Annotated in this window: 16 protein-coding genes and 1 pseudogene; 5 read left to right on the top strand and 12 right to left on the bottom strand. The window is 52.1% G+C overall.

What is annotated here, in order from left to right; translation table 11 throughout:
* Positions 1–90: 90 nt before the first annotated feature.
* A complete protein-coding gene (locus tag JK231_RS13215) occupies positions 91–789 on the bottom strand; it encodes a response regulator transcription factor (RefSeq protein ID WP_211728829.1) in 699 nt (232 codons plus the stop codon).
* A 425-nt stretch (positions 790–1,214) separates the two neighbouring features.
* Between JK231_RS13215 and JK231_RS13210 the strand changes: the two are divergent.
* Positions 1,215–1,340: pseudogene (locus JK231_RS13210) on the top strand (Fic family protein); the annotation flags it as partial.
* Positions 1,341–1,447: 107 nt separating this feature from the next.
* Here the strand turns inward: JK231_RS13210 and JK231_RS13205 are convergent.
* From JK231_RS13205 to JK231_RS13165, 9 genes are all read right to left on the bottom strand, one after another.
* Positions 1,448–2,317, bottom strand: coding sequence for an ATP-grasp fold amidoligase family protein (locus tag JK231_RS13205; RefSeq protein WP_211728775.1), 870 nt, complete (start codon positions 2,315–2,317; stop codon positions 1,448–1,450).
* 5 nt (positions 2,318–2,322) lie between these two features.
* On the bottom strand, positions 2,323–3,558 hold the full coding sequence (locus JK231_RS13200; protein WP_211728828.1) for a polysaccharide biosynthesis C-terminal domain-containing protein: 1,236 nt from the start codon (positions 3,556–3,558) through the stop codon (positions 2,323–2,325).
* 447 nt (positions 3,559–4,005) lie between these two features.
* A complete protein-coding gene (locus JK231_RS13195; RefSeq protein ID WP_211728827.1) occupies positions 4,006–4,872 on the bottom strand; it encodes a DMT family transporter in 867 nt (288 codons plus the stop codon).
* Between the two features lie 5 nt (positions 4,873–4,877).
* The gene (locus JK231_RS13190; protein WP_211728774.1) at positions 4,878–6,248 is read right to left on the bottom strand and encodes an amidase; all 1,371 of its coding nucleotides are present in this window, start codon (positions 6,246–6,248) and stop codon (positions 4,878–4,880) included.
* Entirely contained in the window at positions 6,241–6,444 is a 204-nt protein-coding gene (locus JK231_RS13185) for a hypothetical protein (protein ID WP_211728773.1), read from the bottom strand. The genes JK231_RS13190 and JK231_RS13185 overlap by 8 nt, the downstream gene beginning before the upstream one ends.
* A gap of 66 nt (positions 6,445–6,510) precedes the next feature.
* Positions 6,511–7,518 (bottom strand): ABC transporter substrate-binding protein, encoded by a 1,008-nt coding sequence (locus tag JK231_RS13180; protein WP_034822438.1) that lies wholly within the window; start codon positions 7,516–7,518, stop codon positions 6,511–6,513.
* 2 nt (positions 7,519–7,520) lie between these two features.
* Positions 7,521–8,363 carry an ABC transporter permease gene (locus tag JK231_RS13175; RefSeq protein WP_211728772.1) on the bottom strand — a complete coding sequence of 281 codons (843 nt, stop codon included), beginning with the start codon at positions 8,361–8,363 and terminating at the stop codon, positions 7,521–7,523.
* A 12-nt stretch (positions 8,364–8,375) separates the two neighbouring features.
* A complete protein-coding gene (locus JK231_RS13170) occupies positions 8,376–9,158 on the bottom strand; it encodes an ABC transporter ATP-binding protein (protein ID WP_034822435.1) in 783 nt (260 codons plus the stop codon).
* On the bottom strand, positions 9,151–10,068 hold the full coding sequence (locus JK231_RS13165) for a carbon-nitrogen hydrolase family protein (RefSeq protein ID WP_211728771.1): 918 nt from the start codon (positions 10,066–10,068) through the stop codon (positions 9,151–9,153). The genes JK231_RS13170 and JK231_RS13165 overlap by 8 nt, the downstream gene beginning before the upstream one ends.
* 133 nt (positions 10,069–10,201) lie before the next feature.
* Here JK231_RS13165 and JK231_RS13160 point away from each other — a divergent pair, with 133 nt between their 5' ends.
* Together JK231_RS13160 and JK231_RS13155 are read left to right on the top strand one after the other, a co-directional pair.
* Positions 10,202–10,861 (top strand): XRE family transcriptional regulator, encoded by a 660-nt coding sequence (locus tag JK231_RS13160; RefSeq protein ID WP_034822430.1) that lies wholly within the window; start codon positions 10,202–10,204, stop codon positions 10,859–10,861.
* Positions 10,862–10,933: 72 nt separating this feature from the next.
* Complete coding sequence (locus tag JK231_RS13155) at positions 10,934–11,392, top strand: OsmC family protein (protein ID WP_097117671.1); 459 nt, start codon at positions 10,934–10,936, stop codon at positions 11,390–11,392.
* Here JK231_RS13155 and JK231_RS13150 read toward each other — a convergent pair whose 3' ends face one another.
* The gene (locus JK231_RS13150) at positions 11,393–12,478 is read right to left on the bottom strand and encodes a diguanylate cyclase (RefSeq protein WP_211728770.1); all 1,086 of its coding nucleotides are present in this window, start codon (positions 12,476–12,478) and stop codon (positions 11,393–11,395) included.
* Positions 12,479–12,604: 126 nt separating this feature from the next.
* Complete coding sequence (locus JK231_RS13145; protein WP_211728769.1) at positions 12,605–13,504, bottom strand: DMT family transporter; 900 nt, start codon at positions 13,502–13,504, stop codon at positions 12,605–12,607.
* A 97-nt stretch (positions 13,505–13,601) separates the two neighbouring features.
* Between JK231_RS13145 and JK231_RS13140 the strand changes: the two genes are divergently transcribed.
* Together JK231_RS13140 and JK231_RS13135 are read left to right on the top strand one after the other, a co-directional pair.
* Entirely contained in the window at positions 13,602–14,936 is a 1,335-nt protein-coding gene (locus JK231_RS13140; RefSeq protein ID WP_211728826.1) for a PLP-dependent aminotransferase family protein, read from the top strand.
* Between the two features lie 141 nt (positions 14,937–15,077).
* Positions 15,078–16,340, top strand: coding sequence for an MFS transporter (locus JK231_RS13135; RefSeq protein ID WP_211728768.1), 1,263 nt, complete (start codon positions 15,078–15,080; stop codon positions 16,338–16,340).
* Positions 16,341–16,376: the final 36 nt, after the last annotated feature.

The raw sequence follows: 16,376 nt of genomic DNA, 5'->3' as shown, positions 1-16,376 counted from the left end.
AGTGACGCGGCCAAGGTGTTGATAAGGTGTATACTTCCTGATTGACGTAAAACCATCCAGTCTCTGCTGAATGGAATAAAAAATTGAATGTTAGAAAAGATGATCGCGGTATTTAAACAATTCTAAATCGGTGGTCAGCCCCAGTTTTTTCATCCCCGATTGCTTGTGCCCGCTGATGGTTTTACGGCTGCGTTTTAATTTTTCTGCGATCTCAATTACCTGCATGCCATCAAGGAAACAACGGATCACTTCCGCTTCACGCGGCGATAACAGCGTATCCAGTCGCGAAAGCTTCTCGCCGTTGGCCTGATACAGCGGCCCATCTAATACCGCGCCATCGCGCTTTCGCACCGGTATTTTGCTTAATTCACTTTCAATGTTATCTGGAATAAAGCGCAGCCCTCTGTCAATCACACGGATGGCTTCAAAATACGTCTGCGCCTCTTCACGTTTAGAAATATAGCCTTTGATTCCACTCATAAAGGCGGCACGTATTACCGCCAGGCTTTCCATGGAGGACGAGAGTAAAATCTTTAATGTTGGATGGCGTGATAAGATCTGTTTTATTAACGACAAACCATCAAGCTCATCGCCACCCAAAATATAATCCAGCACCAGCACATCAGCAGCGTTCTTTTGCAACCATGATAAGAGTTCGTGGCTATGGGAAAAGCTGCCGGTGATCTGCATATCGGGATAGTGGCTGGCTGCCATTTCCAGTGATAATCGAATCATCGGGTGGTCATCCAGTAATACTACCTTTATCTTTTCACCCGCGTAACGAATCATCAATGTCAACCTCATCAGTCAGCCAGAATAAACAACAAAATACGTTTTATTGCGTGCTGATCGAAACGCAAGGTGAGACCATTCTGAGTCAACAGTTACTGATTAAACGGTAGGGATTTACTTACACAGCCATGGCAAATAGTAGTGCCATCAAACTTCTCTGACAGGCGTTACATCAGGGTGACATCGACATGCTGGCCATCTGGCGTCCCGCTCTGGAGAACAACCGTACCGTTGCCGCCTCCTTGCCCTGGCTGCACGGTCAGGCCGTGGTGTTACATTCCGATCAGCCTCTACTTCAGCAAACGGAAATTGAGAACGGGTTATTGGCGTTAATGCAGGACAAACAGCATCAATGGGACCCCTATGGTGCCTCACCAAATAGTTTTTTGGATTGTTACCATGCAGTACAGCGACTGGCTACCGCTAAACGTCAAACGGCATCCGCTTATTTGAAACAGCTTGTGGGAATCGGCGTATTAGAAGAGAAAAGTTATGGGCGCGAGAAGCTGTACATGAATACACGCCTGTTGCAGGAACTGAATCAATAAATGAAAAGGGATTGAGTGCTTCATTATGCCGCCCTCAATCCCCGAACCGCTATTCATCAACTGCCAGAGTTAACTCTACTCTGTCTGGGGCGCTCCATGCACACCAATCACAACCTCAGTTGCCCACCCAAAATGGCATCCGCTTCCTGAAGGGAGACATCCAGACCTGCTGAAGGCGTAAATGTCAGTTCACCAAAAATGACTTCGCCATTGAGAAGATAGAAATCAGCGCGCACGAATTTGAAATCGCTCGCCAGTTTCATTGCATACTGCTTCATTTTTACAAAGCCCTCAGGCATCTCGGGCAGGTCATACTTATTAATCAACTTCACCGTATCCTCAAAGGGTAGCGGATTCCAGTTCATGTCAAAGTAATAGAATTTAGGCGTGCCTTTTTCACGGCCGACACAAACCATGACGGCGTAGGGTTTACCGTTAAAGCAGTAAAACTTATAGTCGTCTGGAAAACCACCGCGTTCATTCTCGATAAATTTTTCGCAGAGAATCTTTCTCTCAATCTTTCGGTACTGTGGCTCAATAAAATGTGATGAGAAATCCTCACTTAACCACTTGCTCAACTGCCGGTTGGTTTTATCAACATCTAATGAGGATTTATCACTACAAATGATGTTGTAGCCTGCACCATGATTGCACTTGAGCGCAAACCTTTCAGGCAGTGCAGCATAGTCAATATCTTGAGGACTATCGTAGACGCCATAAAGCTCATTCAGAATTTGACCGCAGCCTTTGGATGAAATATATTCTCTGACTTTATACTTATCCGCACAGCGAGTGTAGATATCATTGTTCAGCTCATTGAACTTGAGCCACTGAATCTTTTCATTAAAATTGGTAGGATTGGTTAAATTAAGTTTCTTCTTGAATTTAATGTAGTAGTGGGCTTTAGCACAGAATTCTGGTGAAATATTAGCGCTAATTTTCAGAGCTGACTTAACTGTGTGTTTTATCATTCTCATTGAAATTATCTCGTTTTAAAAATGTTGAGGTGCATTTTGATGATTGTTCTATTCTTGAAAAAGTAATTCAGTAACGTGCAAGACAAAATTTCAACAATCAAAAAACAGTATGCAGCGCCATTAATTCCGAAGGAACGGATCATGACCCAGGAAAATGGCACGGTTAATACACAACATAAAAACATCTTCTTAGCCAGGTAGTTGTATCCGGACTCTTTAATCATATACCGGTAGCAGATCGTTCCCAGTGACGAGAACATCGTGCCAATAATGATGATGGGTATAATTTCGGCAGATTCCATATACTTATTGCCATAAAGCAAATGGATAAAGTCATCACCAAACAGATAGAACCCACCTAGCACAACAAGAGACAGCAGGATTACAATCCTGTTGATTTTACTTAGTAATTCATCTACAGCAGGTTGATTCTTTTCATTGTAAATCTTTGAGAAGAAACTCGTTATTAATGCCAATACGATAAATGACCAGGCGCCTCCTATGGTTAATGCAACGCTATAGATTCCCAGATTTGAGTAAGAGATCATTTTAGCCAGAAAAATACTCGAAATCTGCGTGTAGATATCCGCTGATATGCTCGACAGAATTAAGGCCCCGCCGGTATACAACATATGACGTTTATACATCACAGCACCTTTACTACTTTCATTGACTGCTGTGGTCTGCCTAAAGTACACAAGGCGCATGACGTAAGGGACCAGAGGGATAATGATGATAGGTATCGTGAAATAGTAAATCGGCAGTTCAAAGTGAGATATGTAAAATCTGGCCATCAGTGCCAAAGACAATCCGATGACATTGGTAATCGTATTGATCTTTGATTTTAATTGAGTGTTGTTATAGATCGAAAAGAAGTCCATCACGATGTAATACGTCGCGATGCAGTTGGCAACGCCAAAGATAAAGACCGTGAGATCCGTAAAGAAGTAGAGATACGTGAGTACTGCACTTGAGGAGATGAGAAAGAAAAAACGTCTCTGATTCTGCGTATGCATCGCCAAAGAGATACCTGAACGGGCTCTCTCACTCATGCGTTTAAAAATAATATTCTGGCCACCAAACCATGACAACGTCTGTACAAAGATAAACAGCGAGGTGGCGATATTTATCTTGCCAAAGTTATCCGGGCCAATGTATTTAGCCATTAATGAATTGATATATATCAGCCCGATGATATTGACTGACTTCTCCAGCATGATCCATATCGCGTTAGAATACATGTCACGTCTCACATACACTTATGTTAAGTTGCAGTTGTTTATGCTTGATTGATGTTCTACGCTCAAAAGCAACGGGGTTTATATGCATTACTGGTATATATATTTATCAAAAGGTTATATAGTCAAATAACCTTCATATTCTCTCTTTACTTTACGCTTTCATTTTAATTGGTCGATACTGTGACTGTTTACACAAAAATAGTGAAGGGTTTTCTGTTCGAATCAGATTAATAGCAGTCATTTATAAATATTAGTGCCAGACATTAATAAAGCGTTGTATTGAGGGAGTTAATTAAATAGGAGAGCAATAATCAGGAAGATAGGGGAATTAACTCGCGGTTTTGAGGCGACGTGCGCGCCTTACATGCCGCATAGCAGGTTTGAGTGATATGCCGATATAACCCTCTTATATAAAGAGTTCTGGGCATTCCGGCTGAAAAATCCCAATTACACGACCACCCTCTTCTTCATGACTGTGCCTCGTACCACTGCCAGCAATATCCCTCCTACAATCAGCAGCGTGCCGATCACTTTGCTGTGATCCAGCGATTCATGCAGAATTGCCACGCCCATCAGTAATGCCAGCGCCGGGCTGAGCAGTGACCAGGGCAGAATCTGGCTGGCGGGATAGCGTTTCAGCAGGCCATACCACAATGAATAAGCGAGGATGGACGAACCCAGCGCGCTGTAGATGACCCCGAGCCAACCGCGCCAACCCGCTGCGAGTAGCAAAGTGAACTGGTGCTGCTCGGTGAGTAGCGAACTCACCCCCACCAGTGGAATGGCAAACAGTGACAGCCAGCCCGTCATCGCCAGCGGTGCAATCGGCGGCAAACGCTTGATCAGCACCGTGCTGCATGCCCAACCACAGGCGCTCATCAATAACCACATAATGCTTTGCCAGTGCGACAGCGCCGGACTGCCCGCAAGAATCATCACGCCCAAAAACGCCACCACTACGCCGCCGATTTGCTGATAGCGCAGTCGCTCTTTGAGCCAGAATGCTGCCAGCAGCATGGCGATCGGCGTGCCCATCTGGATAAACACGGCGGTGGTGCCCGCATCGGTGGTTTGCATGCCAATCACCATTAACCCGAAATGCACAAAACCAAAGGTGAATCCCAGCAGCATCATGCCAGGTAACTGACGCCACGTCAGGCGATGAAACGGCAGCAGCAGGGCCGCCACCAGCACAAAACGCAGCGTCATCATGAACAGCGGCGGCAGTTCCATCAGGCCAAACTTCATGGCGATAACGTTAAAAGCCCAGCCGTTGACCACCAGCAGCAGGATTAACAGGTCGCGCAGCGGAATGGGTTTCACGCACGTAGCCGGGTTGGCGTTTGCAGATGATAATCGTGCTCCTGTTGGAATCGACGCGCGAAAGCGAGCAGTTTGCGCTCAGCGCCATCACGTCCGATGAGCTGCATGCCAATGGGCATCCCTGCATGATCAAACCCGGCAGGCAGACTGATAGCGGGCAGTGCTGACAGACTTGCCAGCGCGTTGTAACGCATGTTGCCGGTCAACACGCTCTCTTCGCGGTCTCCCATTCGAATCGCTTCCAGTCCTTTATGCGGTGCGGTAAATGGCAGCGTCGGCACCAGAATCACATCCACCTGATTCAAATGTTGCAACAACTGCTGGCGTAAACCGGTGCGGAAACGTTGTGCCTGCAGATACTCCACTGCGGTAATGGCGAGTCCCGCTTGCAGCAGCTTACGCACATCCGCACCGTATTCTTGCGGACGGTCAGCAAGCCAGGCGGCGTGCAGTGAAGCCGGTTCCGCAAGGTTGATCAGCACTAGCGCATTCACCGCCTGCTCAAGCCCGGTCAAACTCAGCGTCTGGCAGCGTGCACCCGCCGCACTCAACCACTGCACCATTTGATCATAGGCAGTCGCGACATCAGGCTGCACCTGCTGTTGCACATCCGGCAGTAAGCCAATACGCAATCCGGCCAGTTCCGGTAATGCTGTCAGCGGCTGTGTTTTGCCGTCGAGCACATTAAACAGCACTTCACACTCTTCGGCATAACGAGCCAGCGGCCCAACGGTATCAAGACTGGTGGCGAGAGGAAAAATGCCCTCCGTGGAGAGTCGCCCCACGCCCGGGCGCAGACCGGTGATCCCGTTCATCGAAGCCGGTAAACGAATCGATCCCCCGGTATCGGTGCCCAACGTTGCCAGCGCACTGCGCACCGAGGCGGCGACCCCCGAACCGCCGCTGGAACCGGCAGGAATGCGGGCATCATCCCAGGGATTGCTGCTGGCACCGTAGTGCGGATTGTTGGTGGTGCCGCCCCATGCGAATTCATGCATGTTGGTGCTGCCGATGATTAACGCGCCCGCCTGCTTCAGACGTTGCACCACCACCGCATCACGCTGGGCGATATTGCCACTGAGTATCTGACTGCCCGCGTGCATCTCCTCACCGGCCAAATCGATATTGGCTTTGATGGCAATCGGCATGCCATGCAGCGGGCCCAAATCATAACCCTGTTCCAGCAAGCGCTGGCTGGCTTTGGCTGCCTGGCGTACCTGATACACATAGACTTCATTGAACGCATTGAGATCGCGCGTGGTTTCTTCACGCGCCAGACAGGCTTCGACCAGCTCTGGCACGCTGGTCTGCCGTGTGCGCAACTGCTGTGCCAGCGTCAGCATTGAGGCATCGATTAACTCACTCATGAGGCAACTTCAGCGGCGGATGCAGCGATGAAACCCACGCGTTTGCCGGCTGCAGCGTTGGCGCGAAATGTTGCGCAGCAAAGGCGCTAACGCCCGCCGCACGCGCTTCACAATCGGTAAGCAGGTGTTCCAGCTCAACCGCATCAGCCGCGCAATGGCGCTGTATCAATGCCAGTCGAAGTGTCAGTGCATCCATAATCAATCCTCTTTTATTGCGGGCGCACAGCGGTGCGCCCATCACTTTTCGAAGGTAGGTGAGGACTTACTTATCGCCCATCGCATCGACCGCTTCTTTGGCCTTAGTCGCCAGCGTCGTGTTCACGTTGTTCTGATATGACGTGGCTTCAGAGGGATAGGCTTTGATGTTTTTGGCATACAGCGCGATGTTCATGTTGTTATCCCAGGCCTTCTGCGACACCAGCACGTTCTCCGGATAGCCTTTGGCATCGATTTCACGCTGCACTGCGGTTTTCACCACCTCCTCGGGCAACGCCGGGAAGTATTTACGTGCAATGGTCACCGACTCAGCCGGATGCTTGTAGATAAAGCGTGAGGCCTGTTCAAAGGCGGTCACGACGGCCTGCGCGGCCTGTGGATTCTTATCAATATATTGTTGTGTGGTCGTCAGGCTAGAGAAGGCAAACGGATACCAGGATTGCGCGGCTGAGAACGAATAAGCCACATGCAAGCCGTTCTGCTTTTCGGCCATGGTGACCTGTGGCTCCGCCGCTAACGCGTAATCTGCACGACCTGCCGCCACCGCCGGGATCTCATTGCCAATCGCCACATGCACCAGCTTCACGTCTTTGAGGTTGTTCTGTTTGATCAGATAACTCATAAACGCCCAGGTGGTATCAGGTTGCGGGCTGGTCACCACACGTTTGCCCGCGAGCAGTGACAAATTGTCCTGCAAAGAAGCCGCTTCTTTGCCGAAGATGAAGATGGTTGGCGCGTTCTGTACCCCGGCCACCACCACCCCCTTGCCGCCGTTTTCACGGGTTTTCGGCACAAACACCGGATCCTGAATCGAGAAATCTGCCGAGCCGCCAATCACCGCCGCCCAGGATTGCGCCCCGCCGCCACCGGTGCTGATTTTCACATCAACGCCCTGCTGTTTAAAAAAGCCCTGCTCCTGTGCCACATACAACGGCAGATAGAGCAGCGATTGAAACGCCTGGTTGATGCGCACTGGCGTGTCAGCCGCGTGCGCACTTACCAGAGAAGCCAGACAAACTGCGGCAGAGATCGTAGCTAAACGGAATTTTTTCATGATTATTTCCTGTCCCAGGAGAGAATGAGGCGTTCAATAAATGCCACCAGCGCGTTGAAACACAGCATCATCAGCATGACCAGCACGATGCCAGCCAGCACAATGTTCATACCGAAATTGGAACTCCCCAGCAGGATCATATGACCCACGCCGCTATCCGAAGAGATGTATTCACCGACGATGGCACCGACCAGCGCGAAGCCAACGTTAAGCCGTAAGCCCGACAGCACCCATAACATCGCGGATGGCACCACCAGCTTGAAGAAAATGGTGCCGCGTCCGGCGTTGAAGGATCGCAGGAGGTTGATGAGATCGGGATCGGTGCGCATCGCGCCTTTATAAGAGGTGGTCAGTGACACCACCACGCAGGAAAACGCCACAATCACCACTTTGGAAAGCATCTCCGTGCCGAACCAGATGATGGTCATCGGCGCAATCGCCAGTACCGGAATTGAGCCAATCGCGGCGATAAACGGCGCGGCAAGGTCAGAGATAAAGCGCGAGTACCACAGCAGCAACCCCAGGATAGAGCCGCCAATCGCGCCCACGGCAAACCCCACCAGGGTTTCAACGGCGGTGACGCGCACATCAGTCACTATTTCACCGGACTGAAAGCGCTGGACCAGCACCTCCCATACCTGTGAGGGGCTGGAGAACAGGAAGGCGTTGATGTTGCCACTGCGCACACCGAGCTCCCAACCTCCCAACAGCAGCACCACAATCGCCATCTGTAAGAACAGCAGCGTGTAGCGACGTGCGTTAGCTGAGCGGAAAAAGGTTTCTCGCGAACTGCGATTTGCCGTCGCCGCAACCGTAGGGCGTGTAGACACTGAGTTCATTGTCATGTCGTCCTCTCGTTAGTTAACCGGCTCAGGCTGAATGCCGATGCTGCGCCAGATATGCTCATAATACTCATTGAAACGCGGCGACAGGCGGCGTTCGGGTATCGACAGGCTATCCGTGCCGAGATCGACCTCAATCTCCTGCACAATTTCACCGGGGCGCGCTTTCATCACGTAAACACGATCCGACAGCGTGACCGCCTCTTCGATATCATGCGTAATGAAGATCACCGTCTTGTGCTGCTCTTTCACCACACTCAGCAATTCACTTTCCAGCGAGATTTTGAGCGGGTAGTCCAGCGCCTTATAAGCCTCATCCATCAGGATGATTTCCGGGTTGGTGACCATGGTGCGCATCAATGCCACACGCTGTTTCATGCCGCCGGAAAGCTGCGACGGATACTTCTGCTCGTAACCGGTCATTTTGTAGAGTTCGAACAGTTCACGCGCTTTGGCTCGCGCCTGTGCTTTGGGCATGCCGCGCACTTCCAGACCGAGGATCACGTTGTCGATCACCGTACGCCACGGGAACAGCAGGTCTTTTTGCAGCACATAACCGAGTTCCGGTGACGGCGTGCCGGTGGTTTCGCGATTCTTCAGCAAAATGCTGCCGCTGTCGGGCATTAGCAGCCCGGTGATGATGTTGAACAGCGTCGATTTGCCGCAGCCGCTGGGCCCGACAAATGAGACGAATTCATTGCGATTGGCATGGAAGTTGAGGTTGCGCAGCACCGTCACCTCACCCTCCGGCGTGGGATAGCTTTTGTGGATGCCAGCGGCTTCCAGAACTTTACTCATGGTTTTCCCCCAAAGGTCGCGCGTGGCGATTGTGAACCGTCAACGGCGAAGGCGGGGCCTGTACCGCAACGTAATCTTTCAGGAAGTGATAGCCGAGATAGTCGCTGCTGCGGGCGCGCAGGATGGCGGACTGCACCTCGACGCGGGCAATCGCCATGCCTTCCGTGGTGCCACTGTCAGCCACGATATTTCCCAGCGGATCGATAATGCGGCTGTGGCCGTGATAGTGAAGATTGCCGTGCTGGCCGCACAGATTGGATTCGATCATCCAGCATTGATTTTCCAGTGCGCGCACACGGCCAAACAGCGTGTAGCTATCCACCATGGGATCGGCATCGCCTGCACTGCCGTCTCCGGCATAGCCCCATGCGGTGGGCATGATCATGATGTCCGCGCCTTTCAGCGCCAGCTCGCGAGTGCTTTCCGGGAACACTTTGTCGTAGCAAATCAACATACCAATGCGGCCAATTGGCGTGCTGAACACCGGAAAATCGCTGCCAGGATAGTAGACGTGCTTCTCATCGCCCGGCTGATGCACTTTGCGATACACGCCGAGCAAACCGTCTGGCCCCAATAGCACCGCACTGTTAAACAGTACTTCGGCACGTTCAGGATGGCGCTCGGTCATGCCGAAAACCACATGCAAGCCCAGTTGCGTGGCGAGCTTTTTCATGGCCTGCACGCTCTCACCTTCGGTCACCACTTCGGCTTGCGCCATTTGCCACGCCACCGCTTCGCCGTTCCAGTTGAGCGTATCCGGCAGATAGCCTTGTAAAACCTGCTCCGGAAACACCACCAGGTCGGCACCTTCCTGTGCTGCCTGTTCCATCCAACTCAGCAGGTTGTTGAGGTTGCGGGCTTTATCGTAAAACGCGGGCAGTGTAATGCTGGCGATGGTGGTTATGTTCATAGCAGCTCCCAGAAGTTTTCTTTTAAACTGCTACTCTGCTCACATTTAGACCAATACAATTTTCTTATGTGATAATTTTTATCATATGTGAGAAATTAACTGTCCAGTTCACTTAGCAGAAGAATCATTGCCAATGAAAACCACCCGACAGCATGAAGCCTCCGGGCTGGGCGCCGCCTTAACCGGCGAACAAGATTTTGGACTGCGAATCAAAACGATACGTCAGGCGCGAGAATTGACGCTGGAGCAGGTCGCCGAGTTGAGTGGCGTGTCGATTTCGACACTTTCGAAGATTGAAAAAGGCCAGGTGTCCGCTTCATTCGATACCATTGCCAAGATTGCCAGCGCGTTTGATTACTCTCTGGCCGAACTGTTCGCCGAAGAGTTGCCCCTGCCTTCGGTGGCGAGCACCGCCATTCAGGGCCGCCGCACTTACACACTGGCCGGTAAAGGATTGGCCTTTACCAACCCCTATTTTCGTTATGAAGTGCATGCCGCTGAACTGCTGGTGAAAGGGATGATTCCGGTGGTGATGGGAATTGAGACGCGCGAGTTGCCGCCGCCGGAAGCCTGGTCTCAGCATGCCGGTGAAGAGTTCATTTATGTTTTGTCAGGCGAAGTGATGTTGCATACGCAGCTCTATGCACCGCTGCGGCTGGCACAAGGTGACAGCGCTTACATCGACAGTACGATGCGCCATACCTTTGTACGGCTAAGTGATGAAGCCGCCAGCCTGATCTCTATTTGTCAGACTGAAACGCTGGATATTGAGGATTTGACGCGCGGTGGCTGATCAGAGCCTTCCCGCCACGCCAGCAAACACAGTAAACTGACCGCCGATTACCCCACAAAAGGAACTTCAGCTATGGCACGGGAACACCACTATCAGGTCACGGTCCGCTGGACCGGCAATCGCGGCACCGGCACCTCCTCTTACACCGCTTACGATCGTAACAGTGAGATGCTGGCAGACGGCAAACCCATAATGCCTTTGAGCGCCGATCCGGCATTTCGTGGCGATGCCACGCGCTGGAATCCTGAAGAGTTATTGCTGGCTTCGGCCTCCGCCTGTCACAAACTGTGGTATTTGCACCTGTGCGCGGACGCGGGAATTGTGGTGGAAGCTTATGAGGATGCCGCGGAAGGCACCATGGTAGAAGGGGCTCGGGGTCGTTTTACGCAAATCACGCTGAAACCGCGCATTACGCTGCGCGATCCGGCAGATGCGGATCGCGCGCTTGAGTTACATCACCAGGCACATGAGGCCTGTTATGTGGCCAATTCACTCAACTTCCCGGTGAACTGCGAACCGACGTTTGCCTGATCAGGCGGCGCCGGCCAACGGTGGTTGCGGCGGGACCCACAGCCGCACACCATTTCGTCCGGCGCGTTTTACCTCGTATAACGCTTCATCTGCATGGCGTAACCAATGGCGCAAGGACTCGGCGTTGGCGGCTGAAGCAATGCCGATACTCACCGAGCAGCGAAACTCCGCCGACGCTGGCAGGCGCACCTGAGCGATTTTTTCCTTTAAGCGATTTGCCAACGCTACCACCGTCTCATCGGTCGCATGGTGCACGATCACGCCCAGCTCATCACCGCCGAAACGCGCGGGAATATCCTGCAATCCCACATGATTACGAAGCAGTGCCGAAATCTCTGCCAGTAAAAAATCCCCGGCTTCGTGGCCCCAGGTATCATTCACCGACTTGAAGTAATCAAGATCCATCAGCAGCAGATAGCCCGCGCTGTCGCCACGACGCGTACTCAGGAATTCGCTCTCCAGACGACGTTCAAACAGACGCCGGTTAGGGATCTCCAGACCAGGGTCCATTAACGCAATACGCTCCAGTTCACGGTTTCGTTTACGCAATTGCCAGGTCAAATTGTAGGACGTCACGCTCAATACCAGCATATAGCAGGTTGCCAACGGCAATGTCAGCCAGACGGTTTGCGCACTGAATGTGAGATTGACACCCGCGCCATCCACCAGCCAGACCATAACGAAAGCGCAGAGGAAAGCCTGCATGGCAGCGATTAACTGCGCTGCGCCTCCTGCCGCATAACGATCCGAGACCAGCACCGCCATAATGATAAATGACGGCAACGGGCTAAGCGCCATCAGCGCCACCCAAATACCGCCAAATGCCGCGTCCAGCGTTAAGTTATGCCGTTCGGTGCCGGTGGCGTCTTCGGCACGCAATGCCCGGCGATAAGCCACCCACGGCCAGATAAATGCATTGATAAATAACAGGGCGCTGAACGCCACTCCGCGATGCATCTCCATCAATACCGAGAGAATCGGGAAGAAACATAAAATTGTGCCAAGCTGGCGCATGATAAACATACGACGAACGAAGCGCTGTGAACGCCGCTTCAGATGGCTATCATCAGGTGAGTAATAATTCATTCACTGGAAAAGTCTGATCGACAAGAAAAGCAGTTTAACGGGAAAAACCGCGAGCGGTGCGGTTTATTTTAAGAATATTTACCTTGCGCTTAACAACTGCGCAAGGTTCGTCAGGATTTTGTAAAGCTACCGCTCAAATTTACGTGCAGCGGCCAAACAACATACAACGGCTGCCGTCACCACCAGCATGGATGGATGAATGGATTCATGAAGTAACCAGGCTGAGAAAATCAGGCCAAAGAAAGGCTGTAACAGCTGCAGTTGTCCTACGCTGGCGATACCGCCGGTTGCCAGCCCCCTGTACCAAAAGATGAAACCAATCAGCATGCTGAACAGCGATACATATCCTAAAGCCCACCATGCAGACGCCTGAACAGGTTCAAAACTGAGAGGAGCCGTCATCACTGTTGCCAGCAACATGATCGGCAGTGAAAGGATCAGTGACCAGCATATGACCTGCCAGCCACCCAGGTGTCGAGAAAGCATTGCGCCTTCTGCATAACCCAGGCCGCACACTAACGTCGCCGCTAACATCAAGAGGTCACCGGTCAGTGATGCCGCTGCGCTCTGCACCAGCGTAAACCCCATCACCAATAGACAACCGAGAGTGGAAAACAACCAAAATGCTCTTCGTGGTCGTTCGCCTCCACGAATCACGGCAAAAAGCGCGGTAGACATGGGAAGCAATCCAATAAAAACGATCGAATGTGCTGAGCTGACATGCTGTAACGCCAGCGCAGTGAACAAAGGAAAACCTATCACGACACCCAGCGCGACAATCAGCAATGAACAAAGCTGTCCGGGCGCAGGTCGGCGTTGTCGAAGGGCTAAAATGATCAGGACCGCCAGCACTCCTGCAATTGAAGCGCGTATGAAAGTCAGGAAAAAAGGATCGAAACTTTTTACCGCCACACGCGTAGCCGGTAACGATCCACTAAAAATAACCATCCCGATAAATCCACTCATCCATCCTTGTAATCCAGAATGGTTAGCGTGAGATACGCTTGTGTTGCTGCTAGTCGCCATAAACGCCACCTTGATTCATTGACTTACCCACCGTTGACGCTTTAAAGCGTAAATGACAGCATTAATGACAATCAAAAAATTGTCATGGATACATTGGATGAAGGCTCGCTATAAAGTTATCGTTGATGAATTCGCCAGCGCGATACAACTCGGCCATTTGCCCGCAGGGACACGATTGCCCACGCACAGAGCACTCGCCAGCGAGCGTGCTATCTCATTAGCCACCGCAACGCGTATTTACAGTGAGCTGGAAGCCATGGGACTGGTGAGGGGAGAAACCGGTCGGGGAACCTTTGTCAGGGAAATTTTGCGCCCACTGGGATCAAGTGATGATCAACAGCGAGTTGCACCAGATGTATTAGATCTGAATTTCAACACCCCTTCCCTGCCAGAGCAAGCTGACCGTCTACGTAGTGCACTGCGACAACTTGCGACACGCGGTGACATCGAATCGTTATTGCGCTATCAGCCTTATGCCGGGCGTTTGAACGACCGTGAAGCGGTTGCCTCTTACCTGAGCAATATGGGAGTTGTTACGCAAGCCAAAAACGTTTTGATGGTCAATGGCGCGCAACAGGGTTTGGCGATAACCGTAATGGGTTTATTGAGACCGGGTGATGTTGTCGCGGTTGATGCTCTGACTTATCCGGGCTTTAAAGTGTTGGCCAGCCTGTACCATCTGGAACTCGTCCCTATCCCCGTCAATCCTTCTGGCCCTGATCTTGTGGCTTTGGAAACCGTTTGCCAAAGCAGGCGGGTTCGCGCCATTTACACCATGCCTACATTGCATAATCCGCTGGGCTGGGTGCTCAGTAGCGAACAGAGAGAAACTATCGGTTCAATTGCCCGAAAATATAATTTACTGATTATTGAGGATGCGGCTTACGCCTATCTTGAGCCGCGACCTCCAGCACCCCTGGCCTATTACGCCCCTGAAAGGACGATATATGTCACTGGTTTTTCTAAGAACGTGGCGACGGGGTTGAGAGTCGGTGCCGTAGTGTCTCCTGCGGAACATCGTGATGCACTGGAACGCGCGATTCGCGCCACTAGCTGGAACACGCCCGCATTAATGACCTCCATCGTCTGCGACTGGTTGCGAGAGGGATACGTCGCACAACTTGAGGAAGAGAAGCGAAGAGATGCCGGGCAACGTCAAACCCTGGCGCGAACAATTTTGCAGGATTTTACCTGCTATGGACATCCGAATGCCTATTTTAACTGGATTGTGTTACCTGAAGAGGCTCGGGCGGAGCGCGTGGTAAAACGCCTGCTGAAGAGTCGAATTTCCGTATCAACCGCAGAACCTTTTAGTACCTCGGCGACCGTGCCGCAGGCTATCCGGCTGGCGCTGGGTTCTGTAAGCCTGCATGATTTGCAATCGGCTTTGATAAAAATAAAGGAAGCGATTGATTACGAAAAAGGTTTGTAAGACGAAGCCTGTTTGTCAGCCACTCAATCAGTGAAAACTTTGAACCCACAGCGATTTTCAGCAGCAGATTAGCGCCAGCGGTTGTCACACCAACGGCTTGCCCGCAGGATGTTCACTGCCCCCTGTTGATAGGAAAACGTCATGTCTCTTTCTGCGGCACACAAGCGCGTGCTCATTGCCGGATCCGTCGGCAATTTTATTGAGTGGTATGAATTCGCCGTTTACGGTTTTATGGCCACGCTGATGGCTAAAAACTTCTTCCAGCTTGAGGGCGAAAGTGCCCTCACCAGTCTCATCCTGACCTATGCTGCATTTGCCGTGGCCTTCTTTTTCCGTCCTTTAGGCGCGGTAGTGTTCGGCAGGTTGGGCGATCGTTATGGACGCAAGCCGGTATTGATCGCTGTGTTGATATTGATGACGCTCGCGACCGCTGCGATCGGTCTGGTGCCGGTTTATGCCTCCATTGGCGTTGCTGCACCGCTGCTGATTACCGCGTTACGCATCCTGCAAGGGTTGTTTGCCGGGGGAGAGTACGGCGGCGCAGTGTCACTGATGACGGAATTTGCACCTCCGGGCAAGCGCGGCTTTTACGGAGCATGGCAGTCTCTGACCGTGGCGTTTGGATTACTGGCGGGCGTGGCCGTGGTGGCGGTTTTGCCGTTGCTCATCGGAGACGCAGCGATGATGGCCTGGGGCTGGCGTATCCCTTTCCTGCTCGCACTGCCACTAGGCGCTATCGCACTTTGGCTACGGTCGGGCTTAGAAGAGTCTCCACAGTTTGAGCAAGCAACAAATGCAGAAAGCGCGTCGGTCAGTGCCACTGTACGCGCCATTGTGCTGGGGATCGGAAGACTGATGGTATGGTCCGCAGCGGGCTATACCTATCTGGTGATCATGCCCACCTATTTGCAGGCAGCGCTGCATACTGGCTTCAATCAGGCGCTGCTGATTGCGGTGATCTCGAATCTCGGATTTGCGGCGACTATCCTGCCTGCGGGTATCCTGAGCGATCGCGTAGGACGACGCACAGTGATGTTACTGGCGACCTTCTTGTTGCTGGTGCTGGCATTCCCGCTGCTGAAAGTATTGCAGGACCCACTAAACGGCTTGCTGATCAAAGCGGCGGTGGTGTTTGTGGCCGGGGCATTGGTCGGCATGCTTGCAGGGCCGGGGCCCGCGATGCTGGCGGAGATGTTCCCGACGCGCGTGCGCTACACCGGGCTTGGGTTAGCCTACTCGCTGTCGAATGCGCTGTTTTCTGGCTGTGCGGGGCTGATTATTACCGGTTTGATGAAACAGACCGGTAATGCGGATATTCCGGCCTGGTATGTGATGGGCACAGCGCTGGTGAGCTTTGCCGCACTGTGGACATTGAATAAAGACGATCACCGCAGGCCGTTATAAAAAGAAGGCGGCCATCAGGCCGCCCCATCCTTGAAC

It is taken from the genome of Pantoea sp. JGM49, from assembly GCF_018257655.1.
GTDB classification, from domain to species: Bacteria; Pseudomonadota; Gammaproteobacteria; order Enterobacterales; family Enterobacteriaceae; genus Pantoea; species Pantoea communis.
The sequence above is the reverse complement of the archived record's forward strand: the minus strand, read 5'-3'. Positions and strand labels throughout refer to the sequence as shown.

Excerpts from the sequence above, each read along its gene's own strand:
- JK231_RS13170 (WP_034822435.1), bottom strand. The coding sequence starts at position 9,158 with ATGAGTAAAGTTCTGGAAGCCGCTGGCATCCACAAAAGCTATCCCACG.
- JK231_RS13140 (WP_211728826.1), top strand. The coding sequence starts at position 13,602 with ATGAAGGCTCGCTATAAAGTTATCGTTGATGAATTCGCCAGCGCGATA.
- JK231_RS13205 (WP_211728775.1), bottom strand. The coding sequence starts at position 2,317 with ATGAGAATGATAAAACACACAGTTAAGTCAGCTCTGAAAATTAGCGCT.
- JK231_RS13215 (WP_211728829.1), bottom strand. The coding sequence starts at position 789 with ATGATTCGTTACGCGGGTGAAAAGATAAAGGTAGTATTACTGGATGAC.
- JK231_RS13165 (WP_211728771.1), bottom strand. The coding sequence starts at position 10,068 with ATGAACATAACCACCATCGCCAGCATTACACTGCCCGCGTTTTACGAT.
- JK231_RS13145 (WP_211728769.1), bottom strand. The coding sequence starts at position 13,504 with ATGGCGACTAGCAGCAACACAAGCGTATCTCACGCTAACCATTCTGGA.
- JK231_RS13190 (WP_211728774.1), bottom strand. The coding sequence starts at position 6,248 with ATGAGTGAGTTAATCGATGCCTCAATGCTGACGCTGGCACAGCAGTTG.
- JK231_RS13185 (WP_211728773.1), bottom strand. The coding sequence starts at position 6,444 with ATGGATGCACTGACACTTCGACTGGCATTGATACAGCGCCATTGCGCG.
- JK231_RS13150 (WP_211728770.1), bottom strand. The coding sequence starts at position 12,478 with ATGAATTATTACTCACCTGATGATAGCCATCTGAAGCGGCGTTCACAG.
- JK231_RS13155 (WP_097117671.1), top strand. The coding sequence starts at position 10,934 with ATGGCACGGGAACACCACTATCAGGTCACGGTCCGCTGGACCGGCAAT.
- JK231_RS13180 (WP_034822438.1), bottom strand. The coding sequence starts at position 7,518 with ATGAAAAAATTCCGTTTAGCTACGATCTCTGCCGCAGTTTGTCTGGCT.
- JK231_RS13160 (WP_034822430.1), top strand. The coding sequence starts at position 10,202 with ATGAAAACCACCCGACAGCATGAAGCCTCCGGGCTGGGCGCCGCCTTA.
- JK231_RS13135 (WP_211728768.1), top strand. The coding sequence starts at position 15,078 with ATGTCTCTTTCTGCGGCACACAAGCGCGTGCTCATTGCCGGATCCGTC.
- JK231_RS13200 (WP_211728828.1), bottom strand. The coding sequence starts at position 3,558 with ATGTATTCTAACGCGATATGGATCATGCTGGAGAAGTCAGTCAATATC.
- JK231_RS13175 (WP_211728772.1), bottom strand. The coding sequence starts at position 8,363 with ATGACAATGAACTCAGTGTCTACACGCCCTACGGTTGCGGCGACGGCA.